Source organism: Methylobacterium sp. Leaf123 (assembly GCF_001423405.1).
Classification (GTDB): domain Bacteria; phylum Pseudomonadota; class Alphaproteobacteria; order Rhizobiales; family Beijerinckiaceae; genus Methylobacterium.
In genome coordinates this window covers 295,107-310,901 of record NZ_LMNS01000038.1, presented here as the reverse complement: position 1 = coordinate 310,901, position 15,795 = coordinate 295,107, and the positions used below count along the sequence as shown (strand labels likewise).

Here is a 15,795-nt window from a genome sequence, read left to right as displayed (position 1 = left end):
TCATCCCCGCCTGTTTATCCGGGCGACCGCGAGCCCGCATCGCATTTAAATTTCACAAACCCTCAAGCTGGTTTCGTCAAATTCAGCTTGAGGTTTGGTGTGGGGAGGGCGCCGAGCGCCCTCCCCTGGAGCCGATCGCTCAGACCCGCTCGACACACATGGCGACACCCATGCCGCCGCCGATGCAGAGCGTGGCGAGGCCCTTCTTGGCGTCGCGGCGCTTCAGCTCGTGCAGCAGGGTGATGAGGACGCGGGCGCCGGAGGCTCCGATCGGGTGGCCGATGGCGATGGCGCCGCCATTGACGTTCACCTTCTCGTCGTCCCAGCCCATATCCTTGTTCACGGCCAGAGCCTGGGCTGCGAAGGCCTCGTTCGCCTCGATCAGGTCGAGGTCGGAGGGCTTCCAGCCGGCCTTCTCGAGAGCCTTGCGCGAGGCCGGGATCGGGCCCGTGCCCATCACCTTGGGATCGACGCCCGCGGTCGCCCAGGAGACGATCCGCGCAAGCGGCGTGATGCCCCGGCGCTCGGCCTCGGAGGCCGACATCAGCACGAGCGCGGCGGCGCCGTCGTTGAGGCCCGAGGCGTTGGCCGCGGTCACGGTGCCGTCCTTGGCGAAGGCGGGCTTGAGCTTGGCCATCGCCTCGACGGTGGCGCCGTCACGGATGTACTCGTCGGTGTCGACGATCGTGTCGCCCTTGCGGCCCTTCACGGTGACGGGGACGATCTCTTCCTTGAAGCGGCCTTCCTTGCGGGCGGCCTCGGCCTTGTTCTGCGAGCGGACCGCGAACTGGTCCTGCTGCTCGCGGGTGAGCTGGAAGGCCTGGGCGACGTTCTCGGCGGTCTGGCCCATGTGGTAGCCGTTGAAGGCGTCCCACAGGCCGTCCTTGATCATGGTGTCGACGAGCTTGAGGTCGCCCATCTTCTGGCCGCCGCGCAGGTACTGGGCGTGCGGGCTCAGCGACATCGATTCCTGGCCGCCGGCCACGATCACCTTGGCGTCGCCGTTGGCGATCTGCTGCATGCCGACCGCGACGGTGCGCAGGCCCGAGCCGCAAACCTGATTGAGGCCCCACGCGGTCGCCTTCTCGGGGATGCCGGCGGCGATGGCGGCCTGGCGGGCCGGGTTCTGCCCGGCGGCAGCGGTGAGCACCTGGCCGAAGATCACCTCGTCCACGTCGTCCGGCGAAACGCCTGCGCGCTCCAGGGCGGCCTTGATCGCCGTGGCGCCGAGTTCGTGGGCCGGCACGGAACCGAAGGCGCCGGCGAACGAGCCGACCGGCGTACGCGCCGCACCGACAATGACGATATCTTCACTGGCTGCCATCGTGACGTTCTCCTCATTCGGCGGTGCGATATTTGGTAGACCAGAATGTCCGGGCCGCGACCTGCCGTTCACCGGATGAAGAGCGCACACCTCTCGAAGTCAAGCGGGCTTACGGACAACATGGGCGGAACGTCGCGCAGACGACCGCGATCGAGTGCACCGGATTCTGCGGGGACAGGGATAAATTGCTGTTTTCGCCGCGCCGCGAAAGCCTTAAGGTCGGTTCCGACGAATGTAGAGCCTAGCCTGCGCAGGCGGGCAGCCGATCATGGCGGAGCGTTGAGCTTTGCGCAGACTCATGAGCGAAGCGGGAGGTGTCGCAACGATGGCCGAGACCGGCAGGGCGCATCAGACCGTCATCAAGAAATACGCCAATCGCCGGCTCTATCACACCGGCACCTCCACCTACGTCACGCTCGAAGATCTCGCGACGATGGTGCAGAACGGCGAGGACTTCATCGTCTACGACGCACGCTCGGGCGACGACATCACCCGCTCGGTGCTGACCCAGATCATCTTCGAGCAGGAGAACAAGGCCGGCGACGACAACCTGTTGCCGGTGGCCTTCCTGCGGCAGTTGATCCGTTTCTACGGCGACAGCATGCGCACGATGGTGCCGAGCTTCCTTGAATTCTCCATGGCCAACTTCGCCAAGGATCAGGACGGCCTTCGCGAGAAGATGGCCCAGAGCTTCGGCCCCTCCGCCTTCCAGCAGGCGCTGCAGGAGCAGGTGCGGGCCAACATGACTTTCTTCGGCGATGCGATGAAGATGTTCACCGGCGGCTTCGGCCCCGGTGGTCCGCCGCCGGGCACGATGCCCGCCGCGCCCCCCGCCCCGGCTCCGACCCCCGCCGTCACCGGGCCGGCCGACCTCGACGAGCTGAAGAAGCAGATGGCGGAGATGCAGGCCCGCCTCGAATCGCTCGCCCGCAAGTAGGGCCTCGTCCCGAAGGACGCTTGCCGCGCGTCCGGTCGGACGATGCGGGAGAGAGTGCGAATCTGCGCGCTCTTTCGCGCACGGTGGCGCGAGACAGATCGTTAAGATCCGGTTAACGTCGGCCCCGGCCTTGCACGAGAATGCGTGCGAGGCCGGAGGCGTGACGCGAATGGACCGTTTCGAGACCGATTGTGCCGATCAGGACCATGACGCCCGCCCGGACATGTCCTCGCGCGCACTCGTGGCCGAAGCGAGCACCTGCACCGGTCCCCGCATCCGGGGCCGCCGCCCGATGGCGAGTTTTCTGACCCAACTGATCGTCAGCGCCGATCCCGCCTTGCGTCCCGCGCGCCTGGAACGCACGAAGGCCGCAACCGCGCTCTACGCGCGGAATGCGGCCTTCGCAAAACGGGCCTGACGGCCGGTTCTTCGCATCGCTGACAGGGCACCCGTTGCGCCGCGGCCCGAGACGGGCGGTCGGCGCTCGGGCGGTCGCCTTACGCCTCGGCGGACTTCACCTTCAGCACCTGACGGCCGCGATACATGCCGGTCTTCAGGTCGATATGGTGCGGACGGCGCAGCTCACCCGAGTCCTTGTCCTCGACATAGGTCGGGGCCTTGAGGGCGTCGGCGGAGCGGCGCATGCCGCGGCGGGAGGGGGAGGTCTTTCGCTTCGGGACGGCCATGGGAGTGTACCTCAGGCAAAAAGGGCGCCCAAGGCATCCTCATGTCTGAGGATCGCCGATGGCACCGCGTTGCGTAACGGAGATTCGAGGCGGGCTGTATAACCGCAGGAACGGCGACTGGCTAGAGTGCCGGTTTCTCTATGGACAGACCATCGCCTCAAGGTGTGACGGGAGCGGCCGAAGCCTCCCGGATCGGGGCGGGCTCGGCGGGTTTGCGCGCCGCGATGGCGAGTGCCGGCCGCGGGAGCGCCGCGAGCACGGTCTCAGAGGGACGACGCGGCGGCAGCGGCACCTCGACGGCGTCCACGGCGGCCATTGCCTGCGCCGCGGCAGCTTGCGCGATCGCGGCTTGCGGTTGGATCGAGGCCTGCGGCTGCGGAGCGGCGGGCTGCGCGAGGCTCGCGACCTGTAAGGACTCGGCGGAGAGAGCGGTCGGCCGGCGCGGCGGCAGCGGCACCTCGACGGCGTCGGTCGGGCCGGGGCCCGGCGCAGCGTAGGCCAGCGCCTGCTGGGCGCCCGCGGCGGGCGCGTTGCCGCGCAGGGCGAACATACCGTCGAAGCCGTTGGCGGACCGGGCATTCGCATTGGCGGGGGACGTAGCCGAGGCGACGGTCGTCGCGCTTTCGGCGTCGGGCGGGGTGGCGTCGATGCCGAGGCGCTTGGCGGCGTAGTAATAGCCGCGGTTGTAGTAGCGGTAGGCCTGTTCCAGATCGCCCTTGGCGGCGCGGTAGGCGCCGGCGAGATAGGCGATGCCGTATTTCAGGTTGATCTCGGGATTGTAGAGCCCGGCCGCGTCGCCAGTGTAGCCGAGGCCGCGGGCGGTGGCGTGCTTGATCTGCATCAGGCCCAGCGCCGAGCCGCCCTTGGCGCGGGCGTTGTAGTTGCTCTCCCGCTTGACCACGCGATGGACGAACGCCTCGGGCACCTTGTTGGCCCGGGCCTGTTCGGCGATCAGCGCATCGATGTTGTCCCGTGCCGCCTCCTGGGCGAAGGCCGACGCCGGAGCGGCGGCAAGAAGGGCGGCGAGGACAAGACGCATGGGGGACCCGGTCGTTTTCGGTGCCTCGCTCCGTCTCCCGTTGGCCGGCGCTCCCCCTCGAGGGAGCGAGTGCCGCGGAAGCCGGGCGAGGGTCACTCGTTACGGCTCAGTTTGTCTGTCCTGGGTCGGGGCCAAATGAGGCGGGAACGTGGAGTCCGGGCAAATCCCTGAGGATGCCGAGACCCGCGGCGCCGGCCCTGTCGCCGAAGAGGCACAGTCGTTCGCCCGGCCGCGGGCGCCGGTTTCAGGTATCCCCGAACACGAACCGATTGATCGCGCGGGCGAAACCGTTCTCGTTGTTGCCGGAGGTCACCGCGGAGGCCGCCTGTTGGACCGCGGGGGCGGCGTTGCCCATGGCGATCGACAATCCGCTTTCCCGGAACAGGGCGATGTCGTTGGCCGCATCGCCCAGCGTGGCGATTCGCTGCCGCGGGATGCCGAGCTGGCGGCCGAGGTCGGCGACGAAGCTGCCCTTGTCGATGCCGGGCGGTGTCACGTCGAGATAGTAGGGCTGCGAGCAATGCACGGCGGCCCGCCCATCCAGTTCCGCCGCGAGCGCCTCTTCCAGCCGCGCCAGCCCGGCATGGTCGCGGCTCACGCCGACGATCTTGGCCGCCCGGCCGAGCAGGGGTGACAGGTCCGGAACGACGCGGGGCGCCGTCTGCAAGGTGCGGCGCTCGAGGTCGGTATAGGGCGCTTGGTCGTCGCGCAGGTTCCAGGCGCCGTCCGCGAACACCCAGAGGTCGATCTCGGCCGCAAGGAAGCGCGCGGCCGCCTCGCGGGCGACCGATTCGGGGATCAACCGCTCCGAGATCGGCCGGAGATCGGGCGTACAGACGGTGCTGCCGTTGAAGGCGCCCAGGGGCAGCCGCAGATCGAGCGCCTCGGCGAGGTGGCGCAGGCCGGCCGGCGGGCGGCTGGAAGCCAGGGTGAAGCCGATCCCGGCGGAGCCGAGCCGCCGCACCGCCGCGATCGCAGCCGGCGTGAGCCGCTTGTCGTCGGTGACGAGCGTTCCGTCGACGTCGGAGACGACGAGGGCGATGGCCATGCTCTCTCCTATCCGCAGATATCGCCCGCGGGGATGCCGAGACGGGTGGCGACCGCCGCGACGATGGCATCGGGCCCCTCCTCGATGCCGACGGTGATCGGATCTTCCTCCGGGCCAGGCGGTTCGAGGGCGGCGAACTGGCTGTCGAGGAGCGAAGCCGGCATGAAATGGCCGTGCCGTGCCCGGATCCGGTCCTGGATGACCGCCCGGCTCCCTTCGAGGAAGACGATGCGCACCCGCCGGGGATCGCTGATCAACGCCCGGCGGTAGGCCTGCTTGAGGGCCGAGCAGGCGACGACGGCGTTCTCTCCGGCCGCGATTCGCGCGTCGATCCAGGCGCGGATGCGGCCGAGCCAGGGCTGACGCGCCGCGTCGTCGAGCGGGAGCCCGTCATGCATCCGGGCGATGCTGTCGGGCGTGTGGAAATCGTCGCCGTCGGCGAAGGTCCAGCCGAGCCGCTCGGCCAGCAGCGCGGCCACCGTGCTCTTGCCGGAGCCCGAGACGCCCATCACCACAAGGACGGTCGGGGCGGAGGATCGGGGAACGGTCATCCAACGCCTTGAAGGAGCGATGTGGGCCTGCGCCGGACGCCCGGCCCCGTCGCGGATCGGGCGGCGCCGGCTTGGCCGGAGGCAGACAGGTAGCGGAGTTCGGCGCCGGGACCATCCTTCGCCCCTTCCCCTCCTGCCGTCGATTCGATGGAGCCACGCCTGCGATGAGGGCGGGAGAGGTGTGGGCTACGGGGAAAGGCGGCCCGGTTCGGTGCTCGCCCGCCCGGTGTGGCGGCCTCGCCACGGACAGCTTGGCCGGTTTCGGCTACCCACCCCGATGAGAAAAACCGTCAGGCGGCCTGAATGCGCGCTCTAGCCATCGCTCTCCTCACCGCTACGGCGGTGTCGGGGTGCTCCATCCTGCCGGCCGCGGGGCCGACCACCTCGGCGATCGAGAGCGGCGCCGACGTCGCCACCGCCGAAGGTCTGTTCGCCCGCTACGAAATCATCGACATCACCCCGGCCCTCGTCGAGGCCCTGCGCACCCGCCCCCTCGACAGCCTTCTCGTCACCTTCGGCGACAGCCGCCCGGCGCTCGAACCGGTGATCGGCGTCGGCGACTACGTGGCGGTTCAGGTCTGGGAAGCCGGCTCCGGCGGCCTGTTCTCCGGCCCGCTCGTTTCCGACCGCTTCTCGGCCGGCTCCAAGTCCGCGCTGATTCCCGAACAGGTGGTCGGACCCGATGGCGGCATCACCGTTCCCTATGCCGGCCGCATCAAGGTCGTCGGACGCCGCACTCAGGACGTCCAGGCGCTGATCGAGACCGAACTCGCCGGCAAGGCGATCCAGCCGCAGGTGCTCGTCTCCGTCACCAAGCCGGTCTCGCAATCCGTCACCGTCACCGGTGAGGCGGCTACGGGCATGCGCGTGCCGCTCTCGGGCCGCGGCGACCGCCTGCTCGACGTCATCGCCCAGGCCGGCGGCGTGCGCACCCCGGTCTCCGAGACCTTCGTGCGGCTCTCGCGCGGCAACCGCACCGTCACCGTTCCGATGACGACCGTGGTCGCCAACCCGCGCGAGAACATCTTCGTGCGGCCGAACGATACGCTGACCCTCGTGCGCGATCCGCAGACCTTCCTGGCGGTGGGTGCCCTCGGCAACACCACCGAGGTGCCGTTCACGGCCGATGGGCTGACGCTGTCGCAGGCGCTGGCGCGCGCCTCGGGCCTGCGCGAGATCCAGGCCGATCCGGCGGGCGTGTTCATCTTCCGCTACGAGCCGGCGGCGGTGGTGCGGCGGCTGCGGCCGAACTCGCCGCTGCTGTCCTCGCCGCAGGTGCCGGTGGTGTATCGGGTGAACCTGCGCGACGCGCAAGGCATGTTCCTGACCCAGAGCTTCCGCATGCGGAACCGCGACCTCGTCTACGTGTCGAGTTCGCCGTTCGCCGAGCTCGGCAAGGTGCTGAGCGTGTTATCCAGGACCCGGTGGTGTCCGACGCGGTGACGGGTGGAGCAATCCTCGCGGTCGCGGGATTGGCCCGCGAGGCCCGCATCGCCGCCGGGCCGGGCGTCGAGACGATCCAGGCCGGCGGCAATCCCGAGCGGTTGCGGGCTGCGCTCGACCGCCGGTCTCCCGGTGATCTGCGTGCGGTGGTCAGCTTTGGAATCGCCGGGGGGCTCGACCCCGCCCTGCGGCCGGGCGACGTCGTCATCGGCACGCATCTCGACGCGGACCAGTGCTTCCCCGCCGATCCCGAGCTTGCCCGCCGCCTGTCCGAGCGCCTGACCGATGCGCCGGATCGCGTCGTCGCGGGCGGCCTCGTCGGCTCCGCGGTCGCGGTCATGACCGTTGCTGACAAGGCGGCTTTGCATGCGCGCACCGGCGCCCTGGCCGTCGATATGGAATCGCATGTGGCCGCCGCCTACGCCGCCCGCCACGCCCTCCCCTTTGCGGCGATCCGGGTGGTCTGCGACCCCGCAGGACGCGCCCTGCCCGCCTTCGCGGCCTCGGCTCTGACGCCGGAGGGTGAGCCGGACATCCGGGCGGTGCTCGGCGCGCTGCTGCGCGGCCGCGCCCGGATCGGTGAGCTGATTCGGCTTGGCCGCGATTCCTCGGCGGCCTTCGCGGCGCTCGCCCGTTGCCGCGCCCGGCTCGGGCCGGGGCTCGGCCTGCTGTAAGGCCGCCTTGCGAGGTTCGCGGTCGCCTCCCCTCTGCCGTGACGGCCGCAGCGGGCGTTCCGCGAGGGGCGCTCAGCCCTCAGCATGGCCGTGGCGCGCTCGCTTTCCAGCGCGACGCCCCAAACGAAAAGACCCGCGCGGCCGGTGCCGCGCGGGTCTTTCATGAGAAGCGGAGAAGCGCGTCGCTCAGGCGGCAGTGCGCTTGCGGGCTTCCTGCTTGGTGTCGACGCCCGAGGCTTTGATCTCGGACAGCTTCTGGGCGACGTTGCGGGAGAACACGAACTCGGCCGGGCGCTGGTTCTCGAGGTTGATCTCGGGGGCCATGTCGCCTTCCGTCTTGATGCCGCGGATCGCATGGATCAGCGGCTTCCACGGCTTCTTGACCGAATCGACCACCGAGGAGGCCTCATAGCCCGAGTGGACCATGCAGTCGGCGCACTTCTCGTAGTTGCCGGTGCCGTAGGCGTCCCAGTCGGTCTCTTCCATCAGCTCCTTGAAGGTCGCCGCGTAGCCCTCGCCGAGCAGGTAGCAGGGCTTCTGCCAGCCGAACACGGTGCGGGTCGGGTTGCCCCACGGGGTGCAATGGTAGGTCTGGTTGCCGGCCAGGAAGTCGAGGAACAGGCCCGACTGCTGGAAGGTCCACTTCTCGCGGCCCTTCTCCTTGCCGTGCCGGAACACGCCGCGGAACAGATCCTTGGTCGCCTTGCGGTTGAGGAAGTGCTTCTGGTCCGGTGCGCGCTCGTAGGCGTAGCCGGGCGAGACGGTGATGCCGTCGATGCCCATGCGGGTCACCGAATCGAAGAAGTCGGCGATCTTGTCCGGCGAGGAATTGTTGAAGAAGGTGCAGTTGATGGTGACGCGGAAGCCCATCTCCTTGGCCTTCGCGATCGCCGCCACCGCCTTGTCGTAGACGCCGCGCTGGCAGACCGAGCCGTCGTGCATCTCCTTGTCACCGTCGAGATGGATCGACCACGTGAAGTAGGGGCTCGGCTTGTAGTCCTTGATCTTCTTCTCAAGGAGCAGCGCGTTGGTGCAGACGATCGCGAACTTCTTCTGCGCGATGATGCCCTGCACGATCTGCGGTAGATCCTTGTGGAGAAGCGGCTCGCCGCCGGCGATCACGACCACCGGTGCACCGCACTCGCGCACGGATTCGAGCGCCTCGTCCACCGGGAGGCGCTTGTTCAGGATCTCGTCGGGGTAATCGATCTTCCCGCAGCCGGCGCAAGCGAGATTGCAGCGGAACAGCGGCTCCATCATCATGACGAGCGGGTAGCGCTTCCGTCCCGTGATGTGCTGCTTGAGGATGTAACCGCCGATCTTCGCGACGTACCGTATGGGGATTCCCAAGACGCGGCTCCTTAGATGCGCGGGTTCCGGACTTAGCCGGGCTGCTTAGCGTGAGAAGGACAGGAGTTCCAGCGCATTAGGCTGGAACTGTTCCGAGAGGGCGCGCGGTGAGCGCGATTTCGAGAGAGTGTGTCGTGCCGGTCTCGCAGCCGGCCTCCGGCTTCGGGGACGAAGCCCGTGGCCGCGCGATCCAGAACGGGAATGATCGTCTGATTTCCGCATTCTGCGGCAGATTTTTGACCGTTCCTCTGCACGGACAAGCCGTTGGGGGCGAAAGGGTGCGAAACACGTTCACGATTTCTCGTGCGGCGTCCGCGCGCCCGTCATGAAGCCGACATCGTCCAGAATGCTTGTGCGAAGCGATATCGTCGCGCAATCCGGTTGCAGTGCGCAATCGCACCGCCGCCGCTGGATCGGACCGGTTTGCCGGGCCGCGTTGCATTCCCCCGCCGGGACAAGTAGGTAGCGCGCCAACGACACGAATGATCGGCTGGAGTTTTATCAAGCTCTTCGCGCGGTCCGTGCTCGACGGAAAGGGGTCGCCGGCCGTCGGCGCCCCTCCCGGCTTCTCGCTCGCGAGGGTCACGGCCCGCGAGCCAAGACGAGGATCGATTCGGCGCGTCGCCGCCTGCTGAGGACGCCGCGTCCTGTGTCGCGGGGAGGACGGGACCCAAGCGTCCCGGCCCGTCGTCACGAGGGGACAGGTCGGATCGTTAGGCAGACAGGGTTTTACGTGATCGAACGTCTCGTCGCGTTTTCCGTCAGGCGCCGCTGGCTGGTACTGGTGGCTGCGGCGCTCCTTACGGTCGCGGGCGCAGGCGCGGCCGCCCACCTGTTCCGCATCAATACCGATGTCGAGCGGCTGATCGAGCCGAGTGTCTCCTGGCGCAAGGACGAGATCGCCTTCGAGAAGGCGTTCCCGCAGCGCACGAATCTCGTGGCCGCGGTGATCGACGGCGAGACGCCGGAGATCGCCGAGGAAGCCGCCGCACGCTTTGCCGAAGCGCTCAAGGCGCACCGCTCCGAGATCGAGACGGTGTACCGGCCCGATGGCGGCCCGTTCTTCGACCGCAACGGCCTCCTGCTGATGTCGCAGGAGGAGCTGGAGAAGACCACCCAGCGCCTGATCGAGCAGCAGGGCCTTCTCGGGCCGCTGGCGGCCGACCCGTCGCTGCGCGGCGTGATGCGGGTGCTCTCCCTCGGCGTGAAGGGCGTGAAGAGCGGCGACGCCAAGCTCGAAGACCTCGCCCAGCCGATGGAGCAGATCGACGGGACCCTGCGCAAGACCCTCGACGGGCAGCGCGCCCGGATGTCGTGGCAGACCCTGCTCGCGGGCGGGCGCAGCGAGACCACGGACACCCGCAAGTTCGTGATGATCCAGCCGGTGCTCGACTACAACGCGCTGGAGCCGGGTCGCGAGGCGACCAAGCTGATCCGGCGCTTGGCCGCCGAGCAGAACATCGACGCGGCGCACGGCCTGCGCATCCGCCTGACCGGGCCGGTGGCCGTGGCCGACGACGAGTTCGCGACGCTCGCCGACGACGCTTTCCTCAACTACTCGCTGACGACCGCCGCCATCGTCCTGTTCCTGTGGCTGGCGCTGCGCTCCGGCCCGCTCGTCATCTCGGTTCTGATCACGACCTTCGCGGGTCTCGTCGTGACGGCCGCCCTCGGCCTCATCATGGTGGGCGAGCTGAACCCGATCTCGGTGGCCTTCGCCGCCCTGTTCGTGGGGCTCGGCATCGATTTCGGCATCCAGTTCGCCGTGCGCTACCGGGCCGACCGCTACGAACTCGGCAGCGTCGATGCGGCGCTGCGGGGGGCGGCACGCGGCGTCGGCTGGTCGCTGACGCTCGCAGCGGTCTCGCTGCTCGCCGGCTTCTTCGCCTTCCTGCCCACGCAGTTCCGCGGCGTGTCCGAACTCGGCCTCATTGCCGGCGTCGGCATGATCGTGGCCTACCTGTTCTCGCTCACCCTGCTCCCGGCCCTGATCGCGGTGTTCAACCCGCGCGGCGAGAAGCGGGCGGTCGAGACGACGTGGATGGCGGGCGTCGATCACTGGATCATCGAGCATCGCAAGTGGGTGCTGATCTTCGTCGGCCTGATCACCCTCGCCGGTATCCCGCTGCTGTTGAAGCTGCCCTTCGATTCCAACCCGATGCACCTTCGCAGCCCGAAGGTGGAGTCGATCGCGACCTATCTCGACCTGATCAAGGACCCGGCCACCAGCCCGAACTCGATCGACGTGCTGGCGCCGAATGTCGATGCGGTCCCGGCGCTGTCGAAGCGTCTGGAAGGGCTCGACGCGGTCGCCAAGGTGATCTCGATCGACACCTTCGTGCCCCGCGACCAGGACCAGAAGCTCGCCACGATCCAAGAGACGGCGCAGCTCCTCGGCCCGGCCCTCAACCCGGCGCGCAAGCCGGCGCCGCCGACGGATGCGGAGAACGTCAAGGCGCTCAAGGACACGGCCGCGGCGCTGAAGACCATCGCGAGCGGCGATTCGGCCGGCGCCAAGGCGGCGGACCGCCTCTCGGGCACCCTCGACACCCTCGCCGCCGCCCCGGCGGAGAAGCGCGAGGCCGCCAGCGTCGCGCTGACCACCGATCTCAAGACGCTGATGAGCCGCCTGTCCGGGTTGCTCGATCCGAAGAAGATCACCCTCGACAACCTGCCCAAGCCCCTGAAGGCCGAGTGGGTGACGAGCGACGGCCGCGCCCGCATTGAGGTCCACCCGAAGGGCGACTCGAACGACGACGAGGTGCTGCGCCGCTTCGCCAAGGAGGTGCAGACGGTCGATCCCCACGCCACGGGCGCGCCGATCGCCACGACCGAGTCGAGCTACACCATCCTCGGTGCCTTCGTGCAGGCGGGTCTGACGGCGCTCGCGCTGATCTTCATCCTGCTCTCGGTCGCGCTGCGCAAACCCTGGGACGTGGCGATGACGCTCGGGCCGCTGGTGCTGGCGACGCTGTGGACGCTGATGGCGCTCAAGGTCATCGGCATGCCGCTGAACTTTGCCAACATCATCGCCCTGCCGCTGATGCTGGCGGTGGGGGTGGCCTTCCACATCTACTACGTGATCGCGTGGCGCGCCGGCGTCGTCGACATGCTGGCCTCCAGCCTGACGCGGGCGATCTTCTTCTCGGCGCTGACCACCGGCACGGCCTTCGGTTCGCTGATGCTGTCGAGCCATCCCGGCACCGCCAGCATGGGCGAGCTGCTCGCGCTATCGCTGTTCTTCACGCTGATCGCGGCCTTCTTCGTGGTCCCGGCCTTCCTCGGGCCGCCGCCGAAGCAGCCGGATGCGGATCGCCCCGAGGGCAAGGAAGCCGGCCGCACGCCGGGCACGGTCGCCCGCGAGCACGCGACGGTGAAGTAGCCGGATCCGTCCGGTTGGCGGTTCGGAGTCATACCAAATCCGTTTGATCCCTTCGGGATGGCGGATTTGGGCTTCGCTCAAGCGCCGCGCGGGCTGACCGATACGGTTCCCGCTTTGATCAAGCGGAAACCGTATCAGTCGCCCGCCAACCGGGCCTGGATCGCCTCCAGGATCCAGGCCTCGCGGGTCTTGCCCGCTTTGGCGGCTGCGGCATCGATCTGGAGCGACAGGGCCGGCTTCACCGGCAGGCTCAGGATGAACGCGGTCTCGCCCTCGTTCGGGCCGGGGGGATCGTAGACGAGGCTCGTCAGCGCCGAGGCGAAGCGCCGGACCGCCTCGCGTTGGCGGTCGAGCGTCAGGCTTTCATCCCGGGCGACGAGCGGGCAGTAGGCGGCGATGGCGCGATCGACGATGATCGCGCGCGACACGCCCTGGCTCTTGAGCCGCTGTATGGCGGATGCGAGCGCCGTGCCGGCATTCGTCTCAGGTTGCGGCGAGACGATCGCCTGGGTCAGGACGGCGTCGGCCTCCGGGTGCGGCGCCGACGGTGCGCCGCAATCCAGCCCGGCAGCCGAGGCGGCTGTGCCCGCCAAGCCCGCTGCGACGGCAAGGGAAACGAGGGCGGCGCGTCGTCTCATGGATCCGCGTTCCTCTCGGCTTTGAAGCAGTCTGCGCGGGGCCCTTCCTCGCGGTTCGGGCCCTATCGAGGCGGCCTCAGATCCCCTGCTCCGCTTGGACGTTTCCGGGTAGTCTTCAGGCCTCGCCTCGGAGGATGCCCTTCAACCTATAGACCGGCGTTGATTTCGATCAGCGTTGGGGCACCATTGCGCCTGAGCCAGCCTCAGTGAACCGGCAGGCTGCGCTCAACGGCTGCCCCTGACGCTGATCCGATCGCCTGATCGCTCGATGGGGGGGATGCGGGCTCCTGCACGCTGTGAGATCGGCGCTCCCTTCGCGCGGACTCCTAGGGCAGGAAATCCGAGAAGCCGCCCAGAATCGCTCCGCCCTGCTCGACAGCCTCCCGCGCCTGCGGCGCGATCAGCGCGTCCCGCTCGGTGGCATAAAGGTAGCCCGGAGCCTCGCCGGGGAAGCCGCCTGCGGTTGCCGGGTGGGTGTAGAGTTCGGTGAGGCCGTCCGGCAGGTGGCGCAGCAGGGCGGTGACGCGCTCCGGGGTCATCGCGCCGGACCATGCGAGGCCGAGCGTCCGGGTCGGGATCAGCAGGCCCGCCTGCCGGGCGCGCACGGCGAGAAGGGCCGCCCAGGGCGCCGTATCGAGGGCGGGTTTGGGCTGGAAACCGGGCTCGGCGCGCCGCAGCAGATCGCGCGGCTCGCGTGGCACCCGCAGCGCCCGCATCCCGTAATCACAGCCGATCCGCAGCACCATTCCGGCGATGAGCGGGTGGATGTGGAAGTGCTTGTGCGCGTTGACGTGATCGAGCGGCAGACAGGTCGCGCGGAACGCCTCGAACTGCGCCCGGATCTCAGCGGCGAGCTGCCGCCGGGCGCTCGCCTTCAGGGCGAGGTCGAGTCCGAGGCGCTCCATGTCGCGCCGCATCAGCCCCTGCCCGTCCGTCAGATCGGGAAGCTCTGCGGGCGGCAGGGTCGGCCACGCCTCGACCAGCACGAGATGCAGCCCGACTCGCAGGGACGGCGTCCGCCGCGCACGGGCGATGGCGTCGGCGGCGCCGGGCGCCGACACCATCAGGCTTGCCGCAGTGAGGATGCCGTCGCGATGGGCCTGCTCGACGGCCTCGTTGACCTCACGGCTGAGGCCGAAATCGTCGGCGGTGACGACCAGTCGCTTCACGGGAATTCTCTCGTCACGGGGTGTCGAGAGGACGAGCCCTCTCGCGGGTCCAGGGCCGAGCCCTGGAAGCAAGAAAGGCCGGGCGGGTGCCCGGCCTTTCCTGTTTTGATGGCGTGGCGCCTAGCGTTACGCGGCGGCCTTGCGGTCCCGGAGGAAGTGCCAGAACTCGACGCCCTCGCGCAGGCGGCGCTTCATCATTTCGGGCGAGCGGACCATCTCGTTGACGATCGAGGCGATCTTCGGGGCGCGGAAGTAGAACTTCCGGTAGAACTCCTCGACCGCGGAGAAGATCTCCGAGTGCGACAGGTGCGGGTAGTGCAGCGGCGCGATCTGCACGCCGTTCTCGTCCACGAGTTCGGCGTTCTCGACGTCGAGCCAGCCGTTCTCCACCGCCTGCTTGTAGAGGAAGGTGCCCGGATAGGGCGCGGCCAGCGAGACCTGGATCGTGTGCGGGTTGATGCGCTTGGCGAAGGCGATCGTCTCCTGGATCGTCTCCTTCGTCTCGCCCGGCAGGCCGACGATGAAGGTGCCGTGGATGGCGATGCCGAGTTCGTGGCAGTTCTTGGTGAACTTCTCCGCGACTTCGACGCGCATGCCCTTCTTGATGTTGTTCAGGATCTGCTGGTTGCCGGACTCGTAGCCGACGAGCAGCAGGCGCAGGCCGTTATCCTTGAGAACCTTCAGGGTCTCGTAGGGCACGTTGGCCTTGGCGTTGCACGACCACGTCACGCCGAGTTTGCCCAGCTCGCGGGCGATCTCTTCGGCGCGCGGGAGGTTATCGGTGAAGGTGTCGTCGTCGAAGAAGAACTCCTTCGTCTGAGGGAATTCCTTCAGGCAATACTTGATCTCTTCGATGACGTGCGCGACCGAACGGGTGCGGTAGGTATGCCCGCCCACGGTCTGCGGCCAGAGGCAGAAGGTGCAGCGGCTCTTGCAGCCACGGCCGGAATAGAACGAGATGTAGGGGTGCTTGAGGTATCCGATGAAATACTTCTCCATCTCGAGATCGCGCTTGTACACGCTCGTGACGAAGGGAAGCTGGTCCATATCCGTCATGATCTCGCGGTCCTCGTTATGGACCACGACGCCGTTGGCATCACGATAGGACAGACCCTTGATCTCCGACATCGGCACGCCGTCGGCGACTTCCTTGACGGTGAAGTCGAACTCGTTGCGGGCGCAGAAATCGATGCAGGGGGCCTGGGCCATGGAGCCGGCGGCATCCACCGCCACCTTGGCGCCGATCAGGCCGGCGATCAGCCGCGGGTTGGCGGCCTTGAGCGCCTCGACGGTCTTCACGTCGGACTTGAAGGACGGGACCGAGGTGTGGAGCACCACGAGGTCGAAGTCGTTGGCCTGAGCCACGATCTCTTCGAGCTTGATGTTGTGCGGCGGCGCGTCGATCAGCTTCGAGTTCGGCACCAGAGCCGCCGGCTGGGCCAGCCAGGTCGGGTACCAGAACGACTTGATCTCGCGCTTGGCCTGGTAGCGCGAGCCGGCGCCGCCATCGAAGCCGTCGAAGGTGGGGGCCTGCAGGAAGAGCGTGCGCATGGG

General features: G+C 68.4%; 14 protein-coding genes. 5 read left to right on the top strand and 9 right to left on the bottom strand.

Translation table 11 applies throughout. The features are described 5' to 3' along the window. Positions 1–139 precede the first annotated feature (139 nt). Positions 140–1,324 carry an acetyl-CoA C-acetyltransferase gene (locus ASF53_RS21045; protein WP_056203299.1) on the bottom strand — a complete coding sequence of 395 codons (1,185 nt, stop codon included), beginning with the start codon at positions 1,322–1,324 and terminating at the stop codon, positions 140–142. Positions 1,325–1,649: 325 nt separating this feature from the next. Between ASF53_RS21045 and phaR the strand changes: the two genes are divergently transcribed. Both phaR and ASF53_RS21035 read left to right on the top strand, forming a co-directional pair. Further along, positions 1,650–2,261 (top strand): polyhydroxyalkanoate synthesis repressor PhaR, encoded by a 612-nt coding sequence (phaR, locus tag ASF53_RS21040; RefSeq protein WP_056203296.1) that lies wholly within the window; start codon positions 1,650–1,652, stop codon positions 2,259–2,261. 169 nt (positions 2,262–2,430) lie between these two features. Then, a complete protein-coding gene (locus ASF53_RS21035; protein WP_056203293.1) occupies positions 2,431–2,679 on the top strand; it encodes a hypothetical protein in 249 nt (82 codons plus the stop codon). A gap of 79 nt (positions 2,680–2,758) precedes the next feature. On the opposite strand, the gene rpmF is transcribed toward ASF53_RS21035, so the two are convergent. From rpmF to ASF53_RS21015, 4 genes are all read right to left on the bottom strand, one after another. Further along, a complete protein-coding gene (gene rpmF / locus ASF53_RS21030) occupies positions 2,759–2,947 on the bottom strand; it encodes a 50S ribosomal protein L32 (protein WP_003601373.1) in 189 nt (62 codons plus the stop codon). Between the two features lie 157 nt (positions 2,948–3,104). Continuing rightward, the gene (locus tag ASF53_RS21025) at positions 3,105–3,986 is read right to left on the bottom strand and encodes a transglycosylase SLT domain-containing protein (protein WP_056203288.1); all 882 of its coding nucleotides are present in this window, start codon (positions 3,984–3,986) and stop codon (positions 3,105–3,107) included. Positions 3,987–4,230: 244 nt separating this feature from the next. Next, positions 4,231–5,034 (bottom strand): Cof-type HAD-IIB family hydrolase, encoded by an 804-nt coding sequence (locus ASF53_RS21020; RefSeq protein ID WP_056203285.1) that lies wholly within the window; start codon positions 5,032–5,034, stop codon positions 4,231–4,233. 8 nt (positions 5,035–5,042) lie between these two features. Continuing rightward, entirely contained in the window at positions 5,043–5,585 is a 543-nt protein-coding gene (locus ASF53_RS21015; protein ID WP_056203283.1) for a gluconokinase, read from the bottom strand. Positions 5,586–5,888: 303 nt separating this feature from the next. Between ASF53_RS21015 and ASF53_RS21010 the strand changes: the two genes are divergently transcribed. Both ASF53_RS21010 and ASF53_RS21005 read left to right on the top strand, forming a co-directional pair. Continuing rightward, positions 5,889–7,028, top strand: a complete 1,140-nt coding sequence (locus ASF53_RS21010; protein ID WP_056203280.1) for a polysaccharide biosynthesis/export family protein — start codon at positions 5,889–5,891, stop codon at positions 7,026–7,028. Beyond that, positions 7,010–7,702, top strand: coding sequence for a phosphorylase (locus ASF53_RS21005; protein WP_056203277.1), 693 nt, complete (start codon positions 7,010–7,012; stop codon positions 7,700–7,702). The genes ASF53_RS21010 and ASF53_RS21005 overlap by 19 nt, the downstream gene beginning before the upstream one ends. Before the next feature lie 186 nt (positions 7,703–7,888). Here the strand turns inward: ASF53_RS21005 and hpnH are convergent, their stop codons facing one another. Further along, positions 7,889–9,052 (bottom strand): adenosyl-hopene transferase HpnH, encoded by a 1,164-nt coding sequence (hpnH, locus tag ASF53_RS21000; protein WP_056203274.1) that lies wholly within the window; start codon positions 9,050–9,052, stop codon positions 7,889–7,891. Positions 9,053–9,785: 733 nt separating this feature from the next. Between hpnH and ASF53_RS20995 the strand changes: the two genes are divergently transcribed. Further along, entirely contained in the window at positions 9,786–12,434 is a 2,649-nt protein-coding gene (locus ASF53_RS20995; RefSeq protein ID WP_056203271.1) for an MMPL family transporter, read from the top strand. A 134-nt stretch (positions 12,435–12,568) separates the two neighbouring features. Here ASF53_RS20995 and ASF53_RS20990 read toward each other — a convergent pair whose 3' ends face one another. The 3 genes from ASF53_RS20990 to hpnJ form a co-directional block, all read right to left on the bottom strand. After that, complete coding sequence (locus tag ASF53_RS20990) at positions 12,569–13,072, bottom strand: hypothetical protein (RefSeq protein WP_056203267.1); 504 nt, start codon at positions 13,070–13,072, stop codon at positions 12,569–12,571. A gap of 326 nt (positions 13,073–13,398) precedes the next feature. Further along, positions 13,399–14,241: a hopanoid biosynthesis-associated protein HpnK gene (hpnK, locus tag ASF53_RS20985; RefSeq protein ID WP_056203266.1), complete on the bottom strand. Its 843-nt coding sequence runs from the start codon at positions 14,239–14,241 to the stop codon at positions 13,399–13,401. Between the two features lie 126 nt (positions 14,242–14,367). Then, positions 14,368–15,792, bottom strand: a complete 1,425-nt coding sequence (gene hpnJ, locus ASF53_RS20980; protein WP_003601712.1) for a hopanoid biosynthesis associated radical SAM protein HpnJ — start codon at positions 15,790–15,792, stop codon at positions 14,368–14,370. Positions 15,793–15,795: the final 3 nt, after the last annotated feature.

Coding starts and splice junctions, on each gene's coding strand:
- phaR (WP_056203296.1), top strand. CDS start 1,650: ATGGCCGAGACCGGCAGGGCGCATCAGACCGTCATCAAGAAATACGCC.
- ASF53_RS21010 (WP_056203280.1), top strand. CDS start 5,889: ATGCGCGCTCTAGCCATCGCTCTCCTCACCGCTACGGCGGTGTCGGGG.
- rpmF (WP_003601373.1), bottom strand. CDS start 2,947: ATGGCCGTCCCGAAGCGAAAGACCTCCCCCTCCCGCCGCGGCATGCGC.
- ASF53_RS21015 (WP_056203283.1), bottom strand. CDS start 5,585: ATGACCGTTCCCCGATCCTCCGCCCCGACCGTCCTTGTGGTGATGGGC.
- ASF53_RS21035 (WP_056203293.1), top strand. CDS start 2,431: ATGGACCGTTTCGAGACCGATTGTGCCGATCAGGACCATGACGCCCGC.
- ASF53_RS21025 (WP_056203288.1), bottom strand. CDS start 3,986: ATGCGTCTTGTCCTCGCCGCCCTTCTTGCCGCCGCTCCGGCGTCGGCC.
- ASF53_RS21020 (WP_056203285.1), bottom strand. CDS start 5,034: ATGGCCATCGCCCTCGTCGTCTCCGACGTCGACGGAACGCTCGTCACC.
- ASF53_RS21045 (WP_056203299.1), bottom strand. CDS start 1,324: ATGGCAGCCAGTGAAGATATCGTCATTGTCGGTGCGGCGCGTACGCCG.
- hpnJ (WP_003601712.1), bottom strand. CDS start 15,792: ATGCGCACGCTCTTCCTGCAGGCCCCCACCTTCGACGGCTTCGATGGC.
- ASF53_RS20990 (WP_056203267.1), bottom strand. CDS start 13,072: ATGAGACGACGCGCCGCCCTCGTTTCCCTTGCCGTCGCAGCGGGCTTG.